The sequence below is a fragment of the Polaromonas sp. P3_C2 genome, assembly GCF_056402675.1.
The window spans coordinates 1-18517 of the sequence record NZ_JBFUGX010000014.1 but is presented as its reverse complement, the minus strand read 5'-3'; the positions used below and the strand labels follow the sequence as shown (position 1 = coordinate 18517).

Genomic DNA, 18517 nt, shown 5'->3' with positions numbered 1-18517 from the left:
CTACAGGACCGTCCAGCACATTGGCGCCCTCACCTTCATCTTTGAGCACCCCATCGCCGTAGAGCTTGAGCCGCAGGCCCGCCAGGGCTTGCATGAGTGCCGCGGGCGCCAACCCGTCGGGCAGCTTCACGGCATGGCCCACCAATAACCGGCCGTGCAGCCCGCCGTCGGCTACCGCCTGCGCAGCCGTGAACTTCCATCCCGGGAAATGCGTGTGCACGATCTCATAGCCGTGCGCGACCCAGTCTATGGACGCAATCAGTTCTGCCGCCGAACAATCGGTCGGCGGCGCTTCGCGCAGGCCGAACACCACCTCGGGCTCAATGCGCGGTTCACACAGGCCTTTGAGCGACAACACTCCCTCGTTGGGCCCGGAGGCATCGACACGCGCCAGGCTGCTATGCCACACCGTGCCCCAGATGGGGCCATAGACTTCATAACGCGGCCAGATGGTGCGGTTGGTAAAGCCAACCTTGTAGCCTACCGGGCTGTCGCCCTGCGCGCTTCGCGCGGCGCGCACGGCCAGCGCGGTGGCATAGGCCAGCGGCACGTCAGTTGGCACGGTGGCGGGCCAAGGCAACGGGCTGGCTTCAAGACGGGCGCGGGTGAGGTCGGTGGCCAGCGCGGAAATGTCCGGATGGGTTGGGGTATTCATGGAGCCATGGTAGCCAAAACACCGCCGTCCTTCACAATGGTGGCATGCGCACAGCCCTTTCCGCTTCTTCGCTACCCCGTGTCCTGCTCACCGGCTTCGACCCCTTTGGCGACACCGGGCACAGCGGCTTGCCCCTCAACCCCAGCTGGCTGGCGGTACAGGCGCTGGGTGGCAAGCGCGTAGGCGGCCACCTCCTGGTGGCGGCGCAATTGCCCACCGTGTTTCAGGCCTCCATCGCAGAACTCATCCGGCTGCTCGCGCTGCATAAGCCGGTACTGGTGATCTGCGTCGGCCAGGCGGGCGGGCGCAGCGCGATTTCGCTGGAGCGCATTGCCATCAACGTCAACGATGCCCGTATTCCCGACAATACCGGCGGCCAGCCCGTCGACACGCCGGTCGTGGCGGGCGGGCCGGCAGCCTATTTCAGCAGCCTGCCCATCAAGGCCATGCTGCAGGCGCTGCAGGAGGCGGGCGTGGCTGCCGAGGTTTCGCAAACCGCCGGCACCTTTGTCTGCAACCACGTGTTTTATGCGCTCATGCATGCCCTGACCACAAAGCGCGGCTTCAGGCGCACGCGTGGCGGTTTTATCCATGTGCCCTATGTGCCCGAACAGGGTGCGCCCAGCTTGCCGCTCGATGAGATCGTGCGCGGGTTGCGGCTGGCCATAGCGGCGGCGCTGGCCACACCGCACGACATCGTCAAAGGCGCCGGGGCCGTCAATTAACGTCAGGGTTAGCGTCTTGCGCGCCGGCATTCTGCGCGGGCATGGCAGGCTCATTGCGCAGCAATCGCCACAGCAGGAATGTGCCAATCACGGCGTTACCCAGCGCAAAACAGGTGACCAGCACCGTGGCCCAGGCATTCAAGGGACGGTTATGTACCACCCAGGCCAGCAAAGGAGACAGCCCGTTGAGCACGAGCATCAGCCAGAACAGGGGGTTTCGCGGCTGGTAAAGACGCAACAGGCGTGACATGTCCATCGCGGCCATACTAACCGCACCGGCCGTAAGACCTTCCGATGATTGCTGAATCAGCGGATGGCGAAGGACGCCGGCATAAAGCCCTGTGCAGGCTGCATTGGCAGCATGCTGCTGACAGTGGCGCCTGCTGCGTTGCTGGCCATCACACCGCCGGACTCCCCCGATGAATCGGCCACAGCCTGACCCTTTTGCGCGCTGGTGATGACGGGCGGCAAGGCTGAGGCGGCCGCGACGCGGGCCTGCTGGATACAACCCTGGCGGGCGGCACCGGCGGTGTTTTCGATGCACTGCGCAATCGCCTGCACTTCAGCCTGGCGCTGATAGTCGCGGATCCTGGCTTTGGCGACTTGCCCGTCCGCCACAAACGCGAAGGCTGCCAGCTGGCAAACAAACACCAGCCCAGCCGCTACCCAGAGCAGCGTCTTGTAAGGCATTTTGTCGAATTTTTGCAAGTGGTCAGAAAACATGGCAGGCCTCCCTGTGAACCTGTTTTCATCCTAGGGAAGCGTTTGCGGTTTCCATCCAGCACTTTTCCCGGGAATATGTAGGATAAAAACCTTTCATTTTTTTACGCGACGTAACGCGGGGCACCGACACCCCCTCGTCTCGCCCTCCCACTTCCTTCCCCGCTTTACCATCGCCCCATGACGCCCACCCTGCTAAACCCCGCCCAGACCGCCGCCCGCCTGCCTTACCCGTTGCTGGTCAGCGAGCTGACGCACCTGCTCAAGGACAGTTCCGTCCAGGTGCCGCCGCGCGTGGTGCAGCCCCTGACTGGGGGCGGCAGCCTGTTTGTGATGCCGGCGCTGGACGCCCGCACCGCGATCACCAAACTGATCACCTTCACGCCTGGCAATGCCGGCACCGGCCGACCCACTATCCAGGGCGACGTTGTGGTGTTTGACGTGGCCACCGGCAGTCGCCGGCTGATGCTCGACGGGCCCACCGTCACCGCCCGGCGCACGGCAGCCGTCTCACTGCTGGCCGCGCAGCGGCTGGCGCCCAACACGCACGGCCCCATGCTCATCGTCGGTGCCGGTGTCCAGGGACTTGCGCACCTGGAGGCTTATGCCGAAGGCCTGGGCGTACACGAATTTCGCATCGCTTCGCGCAGCTACGCCAGCGCCCAGGCCCTGGTGCAGCATGCAGAGGCGCTGGGCCTGATCGCCCGCGTGGTGCACGACGCCGATGCCGCGCTGGCCGACTGCCCGCTGGCCGTTACCTGCACGCCGGCTGCCGCCGTAGTCCTCAGCGCGCTGCCCCGGCCTGACGGCTTCATCAGCGCCGTTGGGGCTTTCACCCCGGCCATGATGGAACTGAGCGCCGCGTTATGCCAATACTTCGCGGCGAAGGGTTCGGTGTTTGTCGACGCGGCTGATGCCATCCACGAGGCAGGGGACCTGCTGCAGGCCGGACTGGACGTGGGCCGCTTCGCCACACTGGCCGATGTGATCCGCCAGGACCTCAAAAAACCCGCCGGGCCAGTGCTGTTTAAAAGCTGCGGCTGGGCGGGCTGGGACTTGGCCGCGGCACGGACAGCGCTGGCTTGAACGGCGCCAAGTCGGCACCTGGATCCAAGCCATTTTCCCCGGACTGCAAGACGAAAACAGGCGCTCACCTACAGCGGCACGAGGGCGCTGGTGTTACGCTGATCCGATCACACCGGAGAAAAACCATGAAGATTCTGTTCGCCGCCGATGGCAGCAAGTACACCAAAAAGGCCCTGGCCTTTCTGGTGAACCACGATGAACTCGCCGGTGCCGAAGGCGAAGTGGTGGTGATCAATGTGCAGGCTCCCGTGCCGGGGCGCGTCAAGACCATGCTGGGTTCGGCCAACGTCACCGCCTACCACACCGAAGAATCGCAGAAGGTGCTGGCGCCGATCGAGCGCTTCCTCCAGCGCCACAAGATGGCGTTTAAAACCCTCGCCGTGGTCGGCTCGCCCACCGCCGAAATACTGCGTGCCGCCAAGCGCGAAAAAGCGCACCTTATCGTGATGGGCACACACGGCCAGGGCCTGCTCAGCCGCGCGCTGATCGGCAGCGTGGCCCAGCGCGTGGTCGCCGAGTGCGAGATTCCGGTGTTGCTGGTCAAGTAACAAGGTTCACCGAGGCCCAGTCCCGCCCCCGGCATCCGTTGAGCCGCTGCGTGAGAGCGCTTTCACGCGTCCGGGATTTACCGGATACTTGCCCTCACACAACAAGGAGCTCAAGATGGAGACAGGCATGGGGTTCAAGTCGATTCGCAAACTGCTGGGCTGGTTTTTACTGGCACTTGTTGCGGCTGGCGCACCGCTGTCGTTTGCCAGCGAGGTCACCGTCAGGTCCTTCAACTCAAAGGCCTTGAACACAGACTACCGCTACACCATTTACCTGCCGGACGGCTATGAGAGCGGCCGGCTGCGCTACCCGGTGCTGTTTCTGCTGCACGGCAACGGCGGCGACCACAATGACTGGCTGGTTAAAGGCCAGGTCCAGGCGACCATGGACACGCTGGTCAGGGAAGGCCGCGTCCAGCCGGCCATCATCGTGATGCCGGGCGGCGGCTCCACCTGGTGGGTGGACGGCAACAAGGACAAGGCCGAAACCGCGCTCATCAAGGAGCTCATCCCGCACATCGACACCAACTTCAGGACCATCACCACGCGTGAAGGCCGCATGATCGCAGGGCTGTCCGCCGGCGGTTTCGGCACGGTGAACGCCGTTTTCAAGTACCCGGAACTGTTTGTTTCCGCCGCGGCGTTGAGCCCGGMGATCTATTCACCGACACCCCCGGGCCACTCTTCGGCCATGCAGGTGGCACCGTTCCAGGCAGGCGGCAAATTTGACCAGGCCTCATGGGACCGCCTGAACTACACCGCCAGCTGGGAAGCCTACAAAAGCAAAAAAATCGTGGTGCCCCTGTACATCAACAGCGGCGACCACGACACCTTTTCCATTGCCTACCACTCGGCCGGCCTGTTCCAGAAATTGTTTGAATACCAGCCCAAGCTGGTGGAGTACCGCGTCGTCGATGGCGATCATGAATGGCCGGTGTGGCGCGACACCATTGGCGACGCCATCAAGTACATGAGCGGCTTTGCCAGCCGCCCCCAGGTCGCCAAGCYCTGAGGCTGTAGAGGGCAGAAACGAAAACGGACGCCCTTTGCAGGCGTCCGTCCAAATCAGTCGTGTAGATGTCCGTTACGCCTTCGGCAAGGTCACCCCAACCTGCCCCTGATACTTGCCGCCGCGGTCCTTGTAGCTGACCTCGCAGACGTCGTCCTTGTCGCTCTCGAAGAACAGCACCTGCGCGCAGCCCTCGCCCGCGTAAATCTTGGCTGGCAGCGGCGTGGTGTTGGAGAACTCCAGCGTTACATAGCCTTCCCATTCGGGCTCAAACGGCGTGACGTTGACAATGATGCCGCAGCGCGCATAGGTGCTTTTGCCCAGGCAGATGGTCAGCACATTGCGCGGGATGCGGAAGTACTCCATGGTGCGGGCCAGCGCAAAGCTGTTGGGCGGGATGATGCAGCTGTCGCCGTGGAAGTCGACAAAACTTTTCTCGTCGAAGTTCTTTGGGTCCACCACCGTGCTATGGATGTTGGTGAAGACCTTGAACTCGGGCGCGCAGCGGATGTCGTAGCCGTAACTGCTGGTGCCATAGCTGATGATTTTCTGGCCGTCCCGCTGGCGGATCTGGCCGGGTTCAAAAGGTTCGATCATGCCGTGCTGCTCGGACATGCGGCGTATCCATTTATCGCTCTTGATGCTCATGGGATGGGGCTCCTGTTGTGGCTGTGATTGTAAGTTGGGGTTGGAGCGCCACCCCCACTGACCGCCAGTCCGGAGACAGCCGGCCCTTCCTCACCAAGGGGCCTGTTGGCAAAAGCACGGGCTGAGGGCTATCGCTGCCCCACAATCCGATAAAAACGCCAGGGACGCATGGACGGGGAAAGTGCCGCTGGTCAAGACATCACATTCCGCGTAACGTTGCCCCTACGACGGGCACAGGTGCAAGCTGAAGTGCCGTTGTCCCCTATCTGAAGCCGGTTCATGCGAGGCGCCCCCACTATGAAAACAAGATCTACCCAGAACAAGGACCGTATTCTTGTCGTGGACGGCARCCCCGGCATTCACGATGCCTTCCACAACATGCTTGTTGAAAATGAGAATGCGGGAGGGATATTCGAACTGGATGGTGCCCGCGACACACGCGAGGCGCTGGCCCTGGTACAACAGTCGCTTCTGGCTTCGCGTCCCTACTTCCTGGCATTTATCGGTGTTTCTGGTACGGCGGGAGGAATTTCGCTCGAAATGGCACCTCAAATATGGGCGCTTGATCCGGGAGTCCAGATAGTGCTGTGCGCGGAGCGGCTGGATCTTTCTTCTGATGCGCTGCGCGCAGCCATGGGAGCCACGAATAGCAGGTGGCTGGTGCTCAAGACGCCGCTTGATCCTGTAGAAGTCATCCAATTGGCGTACTCCCTGGCAGAGAAGTGGCATTTGCAACAACTCGCCGGGTCTCATCCAGGCGGGCACCCTGCGGCGGATGTTACGGAGAAGGGGAGCGCGGCGGCTGACTCCCAGATCAACGAGCAGGATTTGTTGCGCACGCTTCTGGACAACGCTCCCGATCACATTTATTTCAAGGATGCGCAGTCCCGCTTTCTCAAATGCAGCAAGGCACAGGCGCTACAGTTTGGGGCATCACCGGAGGAGCTGGTGGGCAAGACGGATCACGATTTTTTTTCCGAAGAGCATGCGCGCCCCGCATACGAGGATGAACAGGAAATCCTGCGCACAGGTCAGCCGATCATCGGCAAAGTGGAGAAGGAAACCTGGAAAGACGGGCGCGGTGAATCCTGGAAGCTGAGTACAAAGATGCCGCTGCGCAACAACGCCGGAGCCATCATTGGTACCTTCGGTATTTCCAAGGACATTACTGCCCTGAAGCAGACTGAAGCAGCGCTGGCGCACCACCATGATTTGCTGGCTACGCTGATGGAGAGCTCACCAGATTCCATCTTCTTCAAGGATCTGAAATCACGTTTGGTAAAAGTCAGCCGCTCGGAAGTTCACAACCTCCTGCGGCTATCGATCAGCCGCTATCGCGCAGCACATCCGGACATGGGTGAGGAGACACTTCCACCGCATTTGGCCAGTGTGGAGGAGTTTGAAAAGTATGTGATTGGTAAAACCGATGCAGACATTTACGGCCAGGACAGGGCGAGTGAATTTAGTCACGACGAAGAAGAGATTATCCGGACGGGGAAACCGATCCTCGAAAAGAGCGAAAAAACCGTTCATCCTGATGGGCGTGTCGTCTGGTACCTCACTACCAAAGGCCCCTGGAGAGACAGGAACGGCACACTGATCGGAACCTTCGGGACTTCGAAAAACATATCCGAATTGAAGGAAGCGGAACGAAAAATTGAAGAGGTTCAAGCCCAGCTGCTCACCACGGCGCGTCTGGCGGGCATGGCAGAGATCGCAACCAACGTGCTGCACAACGTGGGGAATGTTCTCAACAGCGTTAACGTGTCGGCCGAACTGATTGGCAGCCAGTTGCGGACGTCCAAGCTCAAGGGGCTCGCCCGCTCTGTGGGTTTGATGGACGCTCATACCGGAGATTTGGGGGAGTTTTTGACGCGGGACAGCAAGGGCAAGCTGTTACCCGCCTATCTGCGCGAGTTGGCGCGGACACTGGAGGCAGAGCATGAATCGATCGCGAAAGAACTCGACGCACTTTGCAGCAGTGTGGACCACATCAAACAGGTCATCGCGACCCAGCAATCATACGCAGGCACCCCGCGTGTCGTCGAATCCGCAAAGGTGGATGAGTTGCTGGACGACGCGCTGCGCATGAATGCGGATGCACTGACGCGCCACAAAGTGGATGTTGAAAAAAAATACGCAACGTTGCCCACCCTTTTGCTGGATCGGCAACGCGTTTTGCAGGTGCTGGTGAACCTGATCAGCAACGCCAAGCAGGCTTTTGGCACGATTGCAGACAGGCGCCCGTTCATTACGCTCCATGCTGTTTTGCTGGAAGGGCCCGTGCTGCGCATCACGGTGACAGACAACGGGGAAGGCATTGCACCGGAGAACCTGACACGCGTTTTCTCTCACGGCTTCACCACACGCAAAAACGGGCATGGCTTTGGCCTGCACAGCTGCGTTCTGGCCGCGCAGGAAATGGGGGGTAGCTTGCAGGTCCACAGCGACGGTACTGGAAAAGGCGCATCGTTCATCCTGGAGGTCCCCGTCGCTACCGCGGAGATTCATTGAACGCGGCAAAAAAAGCCGTTTTTTCCGCCCAGGCAGGGCTTGGGCCGGCCTAAAAGACATGCCCAGTCGCCAGTGCCGCGGCTGCCGCCCGTGTTTCCACGCCCAGCTTTTCAAAATGTGCTCCAGGTGCTTGTTCACGGCGGCGGCTTTTTGACCGACCATTTCCCCGAAGCGTAGAAATCGATCTGGGACTTCAAAGTCATGTTTACGAGTTCGCGCCACGTGCCGGGCGTGAACTTCGTCGGCCTGATTCACCCCGGCCTGATAGGCCGGAAGTCTGCCTGCCCACAGTCCCGAAAACCCGAAATCCTGGCCAAAGCGGGCCGTGGACCCACTCTGGCGGTGTGCTTAAATGGCGCATCACTACATGACAGGGGGAGTCGGCAATGAACTGCAAAACCTGGATGGGGATCGCCGCAGGGACCGTGCTGATGCTGCTTGGCGCCGGGGCACAGGCGCAGAAGATGCATCGCTGCGGCAACGTCTACCAGGACCGCCCCTGCGACACGGTGCAGCCGGGCACGGAAGTGCGCAATTTCGACAATGTCCCCCGACCCGTCGCCAGCGCGGGCACGGACACACAGTGCCGGCAACGCGGCATCGACTCCCAGAAAATTGTCTGGTCGCGCGAAGCGGGAGCGCTGGCGGAAAAACTCAGGGCCGCCGCCTATTCGGAAGAAGAGAAAACCCTGATCACCGAGGTCTACGGCAAACGCGGCACCGCGCCGGAAGTTCGTGCCAGCATCGAAGCCGACTGCATCGCAGCCAAGAAACATGCCCAGGAGGTTGCGGCGGCGCTGGCCGCCGTGGGAAAACTGCCCGGCAGTCCGGCGCCAGGCGTCGCGCCTGCGCGGCCTCAGGCCCTGGAATCCAGGGCCGTCGAGGCTGCGCAGGGCGGCGATGCCTCCTCGCTGCGATCCGCCGAATCGCAAAAGAAGCGTTGCAGCAGCATCAACACCAAAATTGAGGGCATCCAGAAGAGCCAGCGCAGCGGCGGCAGTGTGGCTGCCATGGAAAGCCTGAACCAACGCCGGCGCGACGCGGAAGCCGAACGCGACCGGGCCGGCTGCTAGGCTGTGCCGCCCGCCTGAGAAATCACGGCCTTTTCAATCACCCGGTCGTCACCCAGCACAATCAGTGCGAACAACAACTCGTCCAGGCTGGCGGCTTGCGCCGTCTTGCGCGCCAGCAGCGGCGTGGCCTGGAGGTTGAGCACGACGAAGTCGGCTTCGCAACCGGGCTGCAGGTTACCGACAACGCCTTCCAGGCCCAGTGCACGCGCCGCACCCGCCGTGTGCTGCCACCACAGGTGCTGCGGCTTGAGCGACAGGCCGGTTTTGGTCTGCCCTTCCCTTCCCACGTAGTAGGCGGCCAGCATGGTGTGGAAGGGGCTGAACGAGGTGCCGCCACCCACGTCGCTGGCCAGGCCATAGGGGAAACCGATGCGGTCTGCGCGTTCGTAGTCAAAAAAGCCGCTGCCCAGAAACAGGTTGCTGGTCGGGCTCACGGCTGCCGCCGTGCCGGTGCCGCGCATCAGGGCGCGGTCTTCGTCGTCGATGTGGATGCAATGCGCATATACGGCGCGCGGGCGCAGCAGTCCGAACTGTTCATAGACGCTGAGGTAGCTGCGCGCCTTCGGATAGAGCTGGCGCACCCAGGCGATCTCGTCCTTGTTCTCCGCCACGTGCGACTGGATCCACACGTCCGGGTATTTCGCGGCCAGCTCTCCGGCGCCGCGCAACTGCGCTTCGCTGCAGCTGGGCACAAAACGCGGCGTGATGGCGTAGCCCAGCCGGTCTACGCCATGCCAGCGCTGGATCAGCGCCTCGGTGTCCTGCAAGCTTTGCACCGTTTCGTCGCGCACGCCGTCCGGGGCATTCTGGTCCATCAGGCATTTTCCGGTCATGAGGCGCAGCTGGTTTTTCTGTGCCTCGGCGAACAGCGCGTTGACGGATTCCACATGCGAGGTCGCGAAGGCCAGTGCCGTGGTGACCCCGTTGCGAAGCAGTTCTGCTATGAAAAACGTAGCTGCTTGCGCACAGTGGTCCTTGCTTGCGAAGCGTTTTTCTTCTGGAAAAGTATAGTTTTCAAGCCAGGGCAGCAGCCCTTCGGCAGGCGAGCCGATCGCGTCCAGCTGCGGATAGTGAACGTGCATGTCGACAAAACCCGGCGCGATGAGGCGGCCCGGCAGGTATTCGGTGGGCACCTCGGCGAACTGTGAAACCAGCGCGTGGTAGCTGCCGACGGCTTGCACCACCTGGCGGCCTTCGGCATCGGGCCCGGTTACCAGCAGGCCATCAGCCTCATAAACGGCCTGCGCAGGCGCGGCAAAGTACAGGAGGGCGGCGCGATAGGCTTTCATGGCTGCAAGATTAACCCAGTCACCGGCGGGCTGAATACTCAGAACCCGATAAGGCCTATAGGGCTTATCAGGCTTTTTGAGCTTGCTGCCAGCCGGACGGCCGGGTTCAGCGGCTCACGCGGCAGCCGTCGCCCAGCGAAGCGCGCCAGACACGTACCGAAGTCAAGCCCGGCAGACGTGCGTCCAGCTTGCGGAAGATGAACTGGCACRGATTTTCGAGTGTAGGCGGGCCCAGATCTTTCACGTCGTCGAGCAGGTGGTGGTCCAATTCTTCGCGCAGCACCTCGATCTCGCGCCGCACCAGGCCGAGGTCCATCACCATACCGGTGGCCGCATCGGGCTCGCCAGCGACAAAAACCTCGGCGTTGTAGGTATGGCCGTGCACGCGCTTGCTGCTGTCGGCCTCGATGACGCGCTTCAGGGTGTGCGCCGCGTCAAAGTAGAAAGTCTGGCTGATCTCGCAACGCATGGGTTCTGGCGTGGGGAGCTTTTTCATCGGATGCCCGTGATTTTGTGGGTCTGCAGGCTCAGGCGCCAGGCCGGGCGTGCCATGCACAGCTGGATGCAGGTTTCGGTGTTCTGCTGCCGCTGCAGGTTGTCCATAGGCTGCAGGTAACGGTGCGTGAAGTCGGCAGCCTCAAGTTCGGCCAGGTCGAAACTTGGCTGTGGCCAGACGACCTTGAGCTCCTGGCCCGCGCGTTGCACCCAAGGTGCGCCGGCCTTGGGACTCACGCAGATCCAGTCAATGCCCTGGGGCGCGGCAATGGTGCCGTTGGTTTCCACCGCAATCTGGAAGCCGCGCGCATGCAACGCGGCGATCAGTTCGGCATCGACCTGCAGCAAGGGCTCGCCGCCTGTCATCACCACAAAGCGGTGGGCGCTATCGCCGACAGGCCACTGTGCTTCAATTTTTTGCGCCAGCGCATCGGCATCGGCAAACTTGCCGCCCAGCGTGCCGTTGGTGCCGACAAAATCGGTGTCGCAAAACTGGCAGACCGCCGTGGCGCGGTCCTGCTCGCGGCCCGTCCACAGGTTGCAGCCCGCAAAACGGCAGAACACCGCAGGCCGTCCGGCATTGGCGCCCTCGCCTTGCAGTGTGTAGAAAATTTCCTTGACCTGGTAGCTCATGGCGCGGCTTTCGCGCGGCCACAGCCGCAGCCCGCCACAGGCAGCAGCAGGGGCGAAACACAGGAGGGAGCGGGAGAAATAAAGCAGGAAAAACAGGCGCCCACACAAGCCGAAAGACCGGGGGTCGCGAGGTTTTTATACATGGTAGTCCTCTACATGGCCCCGGAAACAAAGCAAATGCCGGCGCGCCGAGGCAGCACGCAAGCCCTGATTTTAACGGTTCAGGGCCGATGGCGGGTTTTCAGGGGATTTGCGGGCAGATCAGGGCCGCTCAAGGCACAGGCATCTCATGCGCCTGCTGCTCCAGCCAGCCGCAAAAGGTGTCGAGCTTCGCATCGGCCTCTTCGCGCCGCCGGGCCACGTACTGGTAGGCGCTTTCGCCAAAGCCCAGCGGCGCCACCAGGCGGCCGGCGCGCACGTCGTCCATCACCAGGTGCCAGGGCGCTATCGCCACGCCCAAGCCGGCCACGGCCGCCTCTAGCGTGAAGTAGTAGTGCTCAAACTCCGGACCGTCCTGAATGGGGAGGGCAAGGCCACGCGACTCGCACCACATCTGCCAGGCATCCCGCCGCGTCTGGGTGTGCAGCAGCGGCAAGCGGGCCAGGTCGATCGCTTCGCGCACGTTCGCCCGATTGGCGAGGCCAGGCGCCATGACAGGGCCCAGGCGCTCCACAAACAGCGGCAGCAGCGTGGCGGACTTTTCGCTGCCCCGCCCGTCTACCGTGATGACGAGGTCGTAGCGGTCACGGTCCACACCGGTCACACGCTCGGCGGCGCTGAGCCGGACGTCGATATCGGGATGGCGCGCATTGAAATCAAAAAGACGCGGAATCAGCCACTTGACGGTAAAGGTGCTGAAGCAGGAGACGTCCAGCGTTCCGGCCTCGCTGCTGCGCACTTCACGCACTGCGGCTTCCATCTGGTCCAGCGCAGCGGCAAGCGCCGGCCACAGCCCAGCGCCGGCAGCGGTCAGTTGTGGCTTGTTTTTGGCACCCTCGAAGAGCGGCACGCCCAGGGACTGCTCCAGCTGGCGCACCTGCCGGCTGATGGCCCCGGGGGTCACCGACAACTCCTCGGCCGCAGCCGTCATGCGGCCCAGCCGGGCAGCGGCTTCAAAGGCACGCAGGGCATTCAAAGGTGGGAGATGGCGCTTCATCATTATGTGAGTTTATGGCACATATGACTTGCGAACAAATCGCTTTTCCTGACGGTCATTGATTGCCAGAATTCGAGACACCTCGGTGAAAGCTTCAATTCACTGCCATCTATTTAAATTGAGGAAAAATCACATGCCTTTTGTCCGCACCAGCGTCCACCACAGCACCAGCCCCCAGCAACGGCAAGGCATCGTCGACGGGATTCACCAAGCGCTGGTCGACAGCATTGGCATGCCTGAAGACGAGCTTTTTAATTCGGTCAGCAGCTACGATGCGCAGCAGTTCTTCTTCAACCGAAGCTTCAACGGCATGGCACGTTCAGAGCAACCGGTGGTCGTCGAGATCACGATGCGGCGCGGCCGCAGCGATGCGATGAAGCGCGCACTCTATGCGGGCATCGCGCGCAATTTAAAGACCAACGCCGGTGTTGCCGCCGATGACGTTTTCATCTTCATGCATGAAAACGACTATTCGGACTGGTCGGTGGGCGGCGGCAAGTTTGCCATGGCGCTGGTGCAACAGCCCGGTCCTAACTGATGAGCGAAGCGCTTACTTCTGCGCCGCTACGCCGCCAGACGGTAAAGCCGGCAGTACCGGATAAGCCTTCGCCATCCACCCATACACCACAGCGCCCACCAGCAGCGAGGCCGCCGCAATTTCCAGCGACATCGTGAAACCCGCGCCCGCGTTGGGTGTACGCCGGAGCAGCACGGCCACCAGCGGCGGGCCGAGGATCTGGCCGACACCGTATGTGGCTGTCAGAAGGCCCATGAAACTGGCGGCCGTGGCGGGTTTGAGGCGCCGCACTTCCTGCATCGCAAAAAAGGTGATGGCGGTAAACGGGATTCCCAGCATCAGGCTGCCCAGCGCAAAACCGGCGAGGCTGGGGCTCCAGAGGCTGGCCCCAATGCCCAGCGCCTGCAAAAAGTAGCAGCCGGCCAGCAGCAGGCGGAAGTCCTTGCCCGGCGGCAGGCGTGTGGCCAGCAGCGCACCCACCATGACGCCCAGGCCGAAGATGGGCCAGAACATGTCCAGCCAGGCTGATCCCGGCAAAGCCGCGCGCGCAATCACCGGCAAAAACGTGGCGGTGATGATGTAGCCGAAGCCCGCCAAGCCATAGGCCAGCGTGAGCAGGGTCATTTCGGCATGGCCGTGGTGCTGGGTCGCCGCAACGGGCGAGCCAGCGGCGCGCGGCGCCAGCGCGATGAGGCGCTCGTCGCCGCCGCGCAAGACATGCCACACCGAGGCTGTCAGCGCAAACGCCAGCACGCCGAAAATCATCCAGCCGGTGGCGGCTGTCCARTGCCAAGCCACCATGCCAGTGGCAAACAGGCCGCTCACCACGATACCGGCGCCCGGGCCAACATAGATGATGCCGCCCATCGCGGGCACGCCGCGCCTGGCCAGCTGGGACAGGCACCAGCCCGACGTGAAGACGAACACCACCGCGCTGGTCACGCCCGCAGCAAACCGCAGCAGCGGCCATGCAGCCGGAAAATGCCAGCCCATGGCCAGCGTCAGCACGCCGGTGGCAACCAGACCGGCGCGCACCAAGGACGAATACGCCAGGTGYGGCAGCCACTTGAAGCGCGCCCACAGCCAGGGCTGCAGCGTGCAAAGAATCGCACCCAGCATGTAGCCGAAGTAGTTGGCGCTGGCCAGCCAGCTGGCCGTCGGCAAATCGACCACGCCATCGTTGAGCATCATCGGCAGCAGCGGCGTGAAGGCAAAGCGCCCGAGACCCATGGCTACGGCCAGTGCCACCAACCCAGCCAGTGCAATGGGCCAGGGGCTGTGCGGCGCGGGAGATGGCTCTTGGTGTTGCTGCGGCGTTACGGCCATGCCGGGATCCTTGCTTGATGGTTCAGTGGGGATCATACGTTTGCGCCTCTGCCCAGCCAGGCACCCACCGAATAACCCCCGCGCAAGACTGGGCAGCACCCTCAGCGGCGAACAGCGGCCGCGCGCTTTGCCCGCGGCGCGGACGGCGCCACCGGCTGCTGCTGCACCGCTTGCCGCAGCAGCGCCGCGAGTTGCGCCACCGGCGCTTCGGGCTCGGCCATCGCGCGGTACAGCGACAGCGTGATGCGCGGCAGCCTGGGCAGCCCGTGCGCCGCCGGCGCCAGCGCGTGCAAGGTGGCAGGCAAGCCGAGGGAAGTGCGCAGCGTGAGCCCCAGGCCGGCGGCAGCCGCGGCCCAGAGCGCCGCCAGGCTGGCGCTGGTGAAAGCATGCCGCCACGGGATGCCGGCCTGCTCCAGCGCGCCGGTGGCGATGTCGCGCAGCGGGCATGGCGCATCGAGCAGCACCAGCGGCAAGGCATCGCCGCGCCAGGCACCGCTCTGGCCGTTGGCTTGAAGCGCGCGGGCCCAGGCGGGAAGGTCCTCACCTTGCGCCGCGGCGCCCAGCCATTGCAAGGGCAGGTTCAGCAGCGTCTCGCCATGCGGCAATGATGAGGGCTCGCCGGCGTCCCATACCAGGGCCAAGTCCAGCTGGCGCAAGGCCAGCCGTTCGCGCAGTTCGGCACAGCGCGTCATGCAGGCTTCGATGCGGACCTTGGGATGGGCGCGCGCGAAGCGGCCCAGCACGCCGGGCAGCAAGGTCTCGCCGAAATCTTCCTGCAGGCCCAGGCGCACCCAGCCCTGCAGATCCGCGCCGCGCAGGGCCGCCGCGGCTTCCTCGTTGAGGTCCAGCAGGCGATGCGCGTAGGCCAGCAGGGTTTCGCCCGCGTCGGTCAGCGCCAGACCGCGGCCGGCCTTGCGGAACAGCGGCGTGTCGGCCTGCGCTTCAAGCTTCTTGAGCTGTGCGCTCACGGCGGACGTTGAGCGTCCCAGCCGGTCGGCGGCCTTGGCATAGCTGCCCAGTGCCATGCCGGTGGCAAAGGTGCGCAACACGTCGGGGTCAAACAGGGGCCGGGTCATCTAATCATCCTTTTTATTGGAACTATTCATCCAATATTTTCTGATTTTCAGAATGATTCTAACTTTCTACACTGGCTCCGTCTTCTCGTTTTTTCATCCTCCACGCCCAGGAAATCCCTCCATGCCCAGCTCCCCACATCCCCTTCCCGGCCCGCAGCATCGCTGGAAGGTGTTGGGCGTCGGCGTAGCCGCCAACGCCAGCTTTTCAGTGGCTTTCAGCGGCCTGCCCATGACCGCCATCTTCATGCGTTCGGGCTACCAGCTCGACAACACCTCGCTGGGCCTGGTGCTGGGCCTCATGGGCCTGGGCATCGCGGTCAGCGAACTGCCCTGGGGCCTCTTGGCCGACCGCTGGGGCGACCGGCCCGTGCTGCTGCTGGGCCTGAGCGCGACGGCGGCGGCGCTGGCGGCGATGGCACTGTTCGCGGCGCCCACACCCGGCCACATACCAGGCCTGCCACTGCTGGCTGCCGGCCTCTTGCTGGTGGGCCTTTTGGGCGGCAGCGTCAACGGCGCAAGCGGGCGCGCCATCATGTCGTGGTTCCAGAGCGGCGAGCGCGGCCTGGCCATGAGCATCCGCCAGACCGCCGTGCCGCTGGGCGGTGGCCTGGGCGCGCTGCTGCTGCCGGCGCTGGCGCTGCATGCGGGCTTCGCGGTGATCTACGGCTTGCTGGCGCTGCTGTGTGCGGCCACGGCCGCCCTCGCCTGGCTATGGCTGCATGAGCCGCCTCCCGCTGCCGCACAGCAGACCATCGCCTCGGTACCCGGAGCGGATGATGCTACCGGCGGCCCGCTGCGCGACCCACGTGTCTGGCGCATCGTGGCGGGCATAGGCATTCTGTGCGCGCCGCAGTTCGCGGTGCTGTCCTTTGGCACGGTGTTCCTGCATGACTTCGCGCACTGGGGCGTGGCCGCGATCACCACCGCCATGGTCAGCGTGCAGGTCGGCGCGATGGGCATGCGCGTCTGGAGCGGCCACTGGACCGACAGGCACCAGAACCGCCGCGCCTATTTACGCACCTGCACCGTGTTGAGCATTGCATTGTTCGGCGCGCTCGCGGCGCTGGTGACCTGGGCGGGGATGCGGCCCGTGGTGCCGGCCGCCATGGGCATCGCGTTGCTGGCGCTACTGGCGGCCTGCGGGATATGCGTATCGGCCTGGCACGGCGTGGCCTTTACCGAACTCGCGACGCTGGCCGGCGCGCGGCGTGCCGGCACCGCCCTGGGCATGGCCAACACCAGCGTGTTCGCGGTGTGTTTTGTCACGCCCTTGAGCCTTCCTTACCTGCTGGCCTGGCAAGGCTGGGCCATGGTTTGGGGTGTGGCCGGCCTGTGCGCGTTGGTGGCGCTGCCGCTGCTTGCGGCCGGTGCGCCGAAACCGGTGCGCGGCACTCAGTTGAAGGCTTCGAAGCTTTCGTTAAGGCGGTCCACATAATGCGCCTTCGCCGAAGCGTCGATGAAGCTCGCCTCAAAGCTGTTGCGTGCCAGCACGTAAGCGTGCTGTGCATTCAGTCCCGTCGCGGCAAAAGTCTGCGTGAAGTTCTCATTCATGTAGCCGCCGAAATAGGCCGGGTCGTCTGAATTGACCGTGGCTACCAGCCCGGCATCAAGCAGCTCACGCAGGTTGTGGCTGGYAAGGTCCGGGAACACACAGAGCTTGAGGTTGGAGAGCGGGCAGACCGTGAGCGGAATGCGGTCTTGCGCCAGGCGCTGCATCAGCGATGCATCACGGCTGGAACGCACGCCGTGGTCTACACGCTCCACCTTGAGCACGTCAAGCGCCGTCCAGACGTATTCGGGCGGGCCTTCCTCGCCGGCGTGGGCCACCAGGTGAAAACCCAGCTCACGGCAGCGCGCAAACACGCGGGCAAACTTCTCGGGCGGGTTGCCGACCTCGCCTGAGTCAAGCCCGATGCCAATGAATTTGTCACGGAAGGGCAAGGCCTGCTCCAGCGTTTCAAACGCGTCTTCCTCACTGAGATGGCGCAGAAAGCACAGGATCAGCGAGGCGCTGACGCCCAGCCCGGCCTGCGCGTCCACACAGGCACGGTGCAGGCCGTTGATGACCGTTTCCATGCTGACGCCGCGTGCCGTGTGCGTTTGCGGGTCAAAAAACATTTCGGTGTGCACCACGTTGTCAGCGGCAGCTTTGCGCAAGTAGGCATCGGCCATATCGTAAAAATCCTGCTCGGTGATGAGCACACTGGCGCCTGCGTAGTAGATGTCGAGAAAGCTCTGCAGGTTGGTAAAGGCATAAGCGCTGCGCAATTCTTCAACGCTGGCATAGGGAATGTTCACGCCGTTGCGGCGGGCCAGCGCGAAGATCAGTTCGGGCTCAAGCGAGCCTTCGATATGCATATGCAGCTCGGCTTTGGGCATGCTTTTGAGCAGTTCGGGCAGGCGGTCTGCGGACACGGGTTTTACATTGAATGGTGCGGGTGTCATGTCAACTCCAGAAACAAAAAAGCTGCCCGAAGGCAGCTTTGAAACTACGTTGCGAGCGCTCCGGCCCGGGAACTGTTGCCCAGGCACGGCGCTCTGTCCATTATCCTCAGTTGCCGGGAACCTTGCCTTCGACACCCTTGACGTACGTCTTCAGGCCGCCGAGAAATTTGTCGTCCGCCACCACATCCTTGGCCAGCAGTTCCTTGCCGGTGTTGTCGGTGATCGGGCCTTTCCAGATCGAGAAGCTACCGTCCTTCAGGCCGGCCTTGACTTCTTCGACGCGTTTTTTGGTGTCGTCCGGCACATCGGCTGCAATCGACACGATGTCGATGGCGCCTTCCTTGACGCCCCACCAGGCAGCGGTGTTGCCCGTCCATTTGCCCTCAAGCGCCTCACCCACGGACTTCACATAGTACGGGCCCCAGTTGATGATGGCCGATGCCAGGTGGGCCTTGGGGCCGTAGGCGGTCATGTCCGAATCCCAGCCGAAGGCGCGTTTGCCCATTTTTTCGGCGGTCTGCAGCACGGCGGACGAATCAGTGTTCTGGAACAGCACGTCGGCCCCGCCATTGATGAGCGCCGTGGCGGCTTCGGTTTCCTTG

The 18517-nt window shown here is 63.2% G+C and carries 20 protein-coding genes and 1 pseudogene; 9 read left to right on the top strand and 12 right to left on the bottom strand.

Annotated features, from left to right (window positions below):
• The coding region (locus tag AC1DWI_RS01540) for a 2-keto-4-pentenoate hydratase (protein WP_477724286.1) at positions 1–655 on the bottom strand (655 nt) is incomplete at its 3' end.
• A 44-nt stretch (positions 656–699) separates the two neighbouring features.
• On the opposite strand from AC1DWI_RS01540, the gene pcp reads away from it, so the two are divergent.
• Positions 700–1380, top strand: a complete 681-nt coding sequence (pcp, locus tag AC1DWI_RS01535) for a pyroglutamyl-peptidase I (RefSeq protein ID WP_477668103.1) — start codon at positions 700–702, stop codon at positions 1378–1380.
• On the opposite strand, the gene AC1DWI_RS01530 is transcribed toward pcp, so the two are convergent.
• Positions 1373–1645, bottom strand: coding sequence for a hypothetical protein (locus tag AC1DWI_RS01530; protein ID WP_477668104.1), 273 nt, complete (start codon positions 1643–1645; stop codon positions 1373–1375). The two genes, pcp and AC1DWI_RS01530, sit on opposite strands and share 8 nt — an antisense overlap.
• Positions 1646–1686: 41 nt before the next feature.
• Positions 1687–2103: a hypothetical protein gene (locus AC1DWI_RS01525; RefSeq protein WP_477668105.1), complete on the bottom strand. Its 417-nt coding sequence runs from the start codon at positions 2101–2103 to the stop codon at positions 1687–1689.
• A 177-nt stretch (positions 2104–2280) separates the two neighbouring features.
• Between AC1DWI_RS01525 and AC1DWI_RS01520 the strand changes: the two genes are divergently transcribed.
• From AC1DWI_RS01520 to AC1DWI_RS01510, 3 genes are all read left to right on the top strand, one after another.
• Entirely contained in the window at positions 2281–3186 is a 906-nt protein-coding gene (locus tag AC1DWI_RS01520; protein WP_477668106.1) for a delta(1)-pyrroline-2-carboxylate reductase family protein, read from the top strand.
• Positions 3187–3311: 125 nt separating this feature from the next.
• On the top strand, positions 3312–3734 hold the full coding sequence (locus AC1DWI_RS01515) for a universal stress protein (RefSeq protein ID WP_477668107.1): 423 nt from the start codon (positions 3312–3314) through the stop codon (positions 3732–3734).
• A gap of 115 nt (positions 3735–3849) precedes the next feature.
• Entirely contained in the window at positions 3850–4746 is an 897-nt protein-coding gene (locus AC1DWI_RS01510) for an alpha/beta hydrolase (RefSeq protein WP_477724285.1), read from the top strand.
• Positions 4747–4818: 72 nt separating this feature from the next.
• Here AC1DWI_RS01510 and dcd read toward each other — a convergent pair whose 3' ends face one another.
• The gene (gene dcd / locus AC1DWI_RS01505; RefSeq protein WP_457279872.1) at positions 4819–5391 is read right to left on the bottom strand and encodes a dCTP deaminase; all 573 of its coding nucleotides are present in this window, start codon (positions 5389–5391) and stop codon (positions 4819–4821) included.
• A 297-nt stretch (positions 5392–5688) separates the two neighbouring features.
• Between dcd and AC1DWI_RS01500 the strand changes: the two genes are divergently transcribed.
• From AC1DWI_RS01500 to AC1DWI_RS01490, 3 genes and pseudogenes are all read left to right on the top strand, one after another.
• A complete protein-coding gene (locus tag AC1DWI_RS01500; RefSeq protein ID WP_477724284.1) occupies positions 5689–7905 on the top strand; it encodes a PAS domain-containing protein in 2217 nt (738 codons plus the stop codon).
• A gap of 135 nt (positions 7906–8040) precedes the next feature.
• A pseudogene (locus AC1DWI_RS01495) lies at positions 8041–8175 on the top strand (acetamidase/formamidase family protein); the annotation flags it as partial.
• A gap of 116 nt (positions 8176–8291) precedes the next feature.
• Positions 8292–8978, top strand: coding sequence for a hypothetical protein (locus AC1DWI_RS01490; RefSeq protein ID WP_477668110.1), 687 nt, complete (start codon positions 8292–8294; stop codon positions 8976–8978).
• Here AC1DWI_RS01490 and guaD read toward each other — a convergent pair.
• The 4 genes from guaD to AC1DWI_RS01470 all read right to left on the bottom strand — a co-directional run bounded on the left by guaD (position 8975) and on the right by AC1DWI_RS01470 (position 12551).
• Positions 8975–10267 (bottom strand): guanine deaminase, encoded by a 1293-nt coding sequence (gene guaD, locus AC1DWI_RS01485; protein WP_477668111.1) that lies wholly within the window; start codon positions 10265–10267, stop codon positions 8975–8977. The two genes, AC1DWI_RS01490 and guaD, sit on opposite strands and share 4 nt — an antisense overlap.
• A gap of 106 nt (positions 10268–10373) precedes the next feature.
• Positions 10374–10736, bottom strand: coding sequence for a 6-pyruvoyl trahydropterin synthase family protein (locus AC1DWI_RS01480; protein WP_477724287.1), 363 nt, complete (start codon positions 10734–10736; stop codon positions 10374–10376).
• Positions 10737–10759: 23 nt separating this feature from the next.
• On the bottom strand, positions 10760–11395 hold the full coding sequence (gene queE / locus AC1DWI_RS01475; RefSeq protein WP_477668112.1) for a 7-carboxy-7-deazaguanine synthase: 636 nt from the start codon (positions 11393–11395) through the stop codon (positions 10760–10762).
• A 271-nt stretch (positions 11396–11666) separates the two neighbouring features.
• Positions 11667–12551 carry a LysR substrate-binding domain-containing protein gene (locus tag AC1DWI_RS01470; RefSeq protein WP_477668113.1) on the bottom strand — a complete coding sequence of 295 codons (885 nt, stop codon included), beginning with the start codon at positions 12549–12551 and terminating at the stop codon, positions 11667–11669.
• Positions 12552–12684: 133 nt separating this feature from the next.
• Between AC1DWI_RS01470 and AC1DWI_RS01465 the strand changes: the two genes are divergently transcribed.
• Positions 12685–13089, top strand: coding sequence for a tautomerase family protein (locus AC1DWI_RS01465; protein WP_477668114.1), 405 nt, complete (start codon positions 12685–12687; stop codon positions 13087–13089).
• Between the two features lie 12 nt (positions 13090–13101).
• Here the strand turns inward: AC1DWI_RS01465 and AC1DWI_RS01460 are convergent, their stop codons facing one another.
• Positions 13102–14394, bottom strand: coding sequence for a YbfB/YjiJ family MFS transporter (locus AC1DWI_RS01460; protein ID WP_477668906.1), 1293 nt, complete (start codon positions 14392–14394; stop codon positions 13102–13104).
• A 101-nt stretch (positions 14395–14495) separates the two neighbouring features.
• Positions 14496–15470, bottom strand: coding sequence for a LysR substrate-binding domain-containing protein (locus tag AC1DWI_RS01455; RefSeq protein WP_477668115.1), 975 nt, complete (start codon positions 15468–15470; stop codon positions 14496–14498).
• A 121-nt stretch (positions 15471–15591) separates the two neighbouring features.
• On the opposite strand from AC1DWI_RS01455, the gene AC1DWI_RS01450 reads away from it, so the two are divergent.
• A complete protein-coding gene (locus AC1DWI_RS01450) occupies positions 15592–16905 on the top strand; it encodes an MFS transporter (protein WP_477668116.1) in 1314 nt (437 codons plus the stop codon).
• Here AC1DWI_RS01450 and AC1DWI_RS01445 read toward each other — a convergent pair.
• Positions 16863–17915, bottom strand: coding sequence for an adenosine deaminase (locus tag AC1DWI_RS01445; RefSeq protein ID WP_477724283.1), 1053 nt, complete (start codon positions 17913–17915; stop codon positions 16863–16865). The genes AC1DWI_RS01450 and AC1DWI_RS01445 overlap by 43 nt on opposite strands.
• Before the next feature lie 106 nt (positions 17916–18021).
• Positions 18022–18517, bottom strand: a 496-nt coding sequence (locus tag AC1DWI_RS01440) for a BMP family ABC transporter substrate-binding protein (RefSeq protein WP_477724282.1), incomplete at its 5' end; no start/stop codon positions are given.

Bases quoted from the DNA above. Each gene is read 5' to 3' on its own strand.
- guaD (WP_477668111.1), bottom strand. From the start codon at position 10,267: ATGAAAGCCTATCGCGCCGCCCTCCTGTACTTTGCCGCGCCTGCGCAG.
- AC1DWI_RS01530 (WP_477668104.1), bottom strand. From the start codon at position 1,645: ATGGCCGCGATGGACATGTCACGCCTGTTGCGTCTTTACCAGCCGCGA.
- pcp (WP_477668103.1), top strand. From the start codon at position 700: ATGCGCACAGCCCTTTCCGCTTCTTCGCTACCCCGTGTCCTGCTCACC.
- AC1DWI_RS01525 (WP_477668105.1), bottom strand. From the start codon at position 2,103: ATGTTTTCTGACCACTTGCAAAAATTCGACAAAATGCCTTACAAGACG.
- AC1DWI_RS01470 (WP_477668113.1), bottom strand. From the start codon at position 12,551: ATGAAGCGCCATCTCCCACCTTTGAATGCCCTGCGTGCCTTTGAAGCC.
- dcd (WP_457279872.1), bottom strand. From the start codon at position 5,391: ATGAGCATCAAGAGCGATAAATGGATACGCCGCATGTCCGAGCAGCAC.
- AC1DWI_RS01465 (WP_477668114.1), top strand. From the start codon at position 12,685: ATGCCTTTTGTCCGCACCAGCGTCCACCACAGCACCAGCCCCCAGCAA.
- AC1DWI_RS01455 (WP_477668115.1), bottom strand. From the start codon at position 15,470: ATGACCCGGCCCCTGTTTGACCCCGACGTGTTGCGCACCTTTGCCACC.
- AC1DWI_RS01490 (WP_477668110.1), top strand. From the start codon at position 8,292: ATGAACTGCAAAACCTGGATGGGGATCGCCGCAGGGACCGTGCTGATG.
- AC1DWI_RS01515 (WP_477668107.1), top strand. From the start codon at position 3,312: ATGAAGATTCTGTTCGCCGCCGATGGCAGCAAGTACACCAAAAAGGCC.
- queE (WP_477668112.1), bottom strand. From the start codon at position 11,395: ATGAGCTACCAGGTCAAGGAAATTTTCTACACACTGCAAGGCGAGGGC.
- AC1DWI_RS01450 (WP_477668116.1), top strand. From the start codon at position 15,592: ATGCCCAGCTCCCCACATCCCCTTCCCGGCCCGCAGCATCGCTGGAAG.
- AC1DWI_RS01520 (WP_477668106.1), top strand. From the start codon at position 2,281: ATGACGCCCACCCTGCTAAACCCCGCCCAGACCGCCGCCCGCCTGCCT.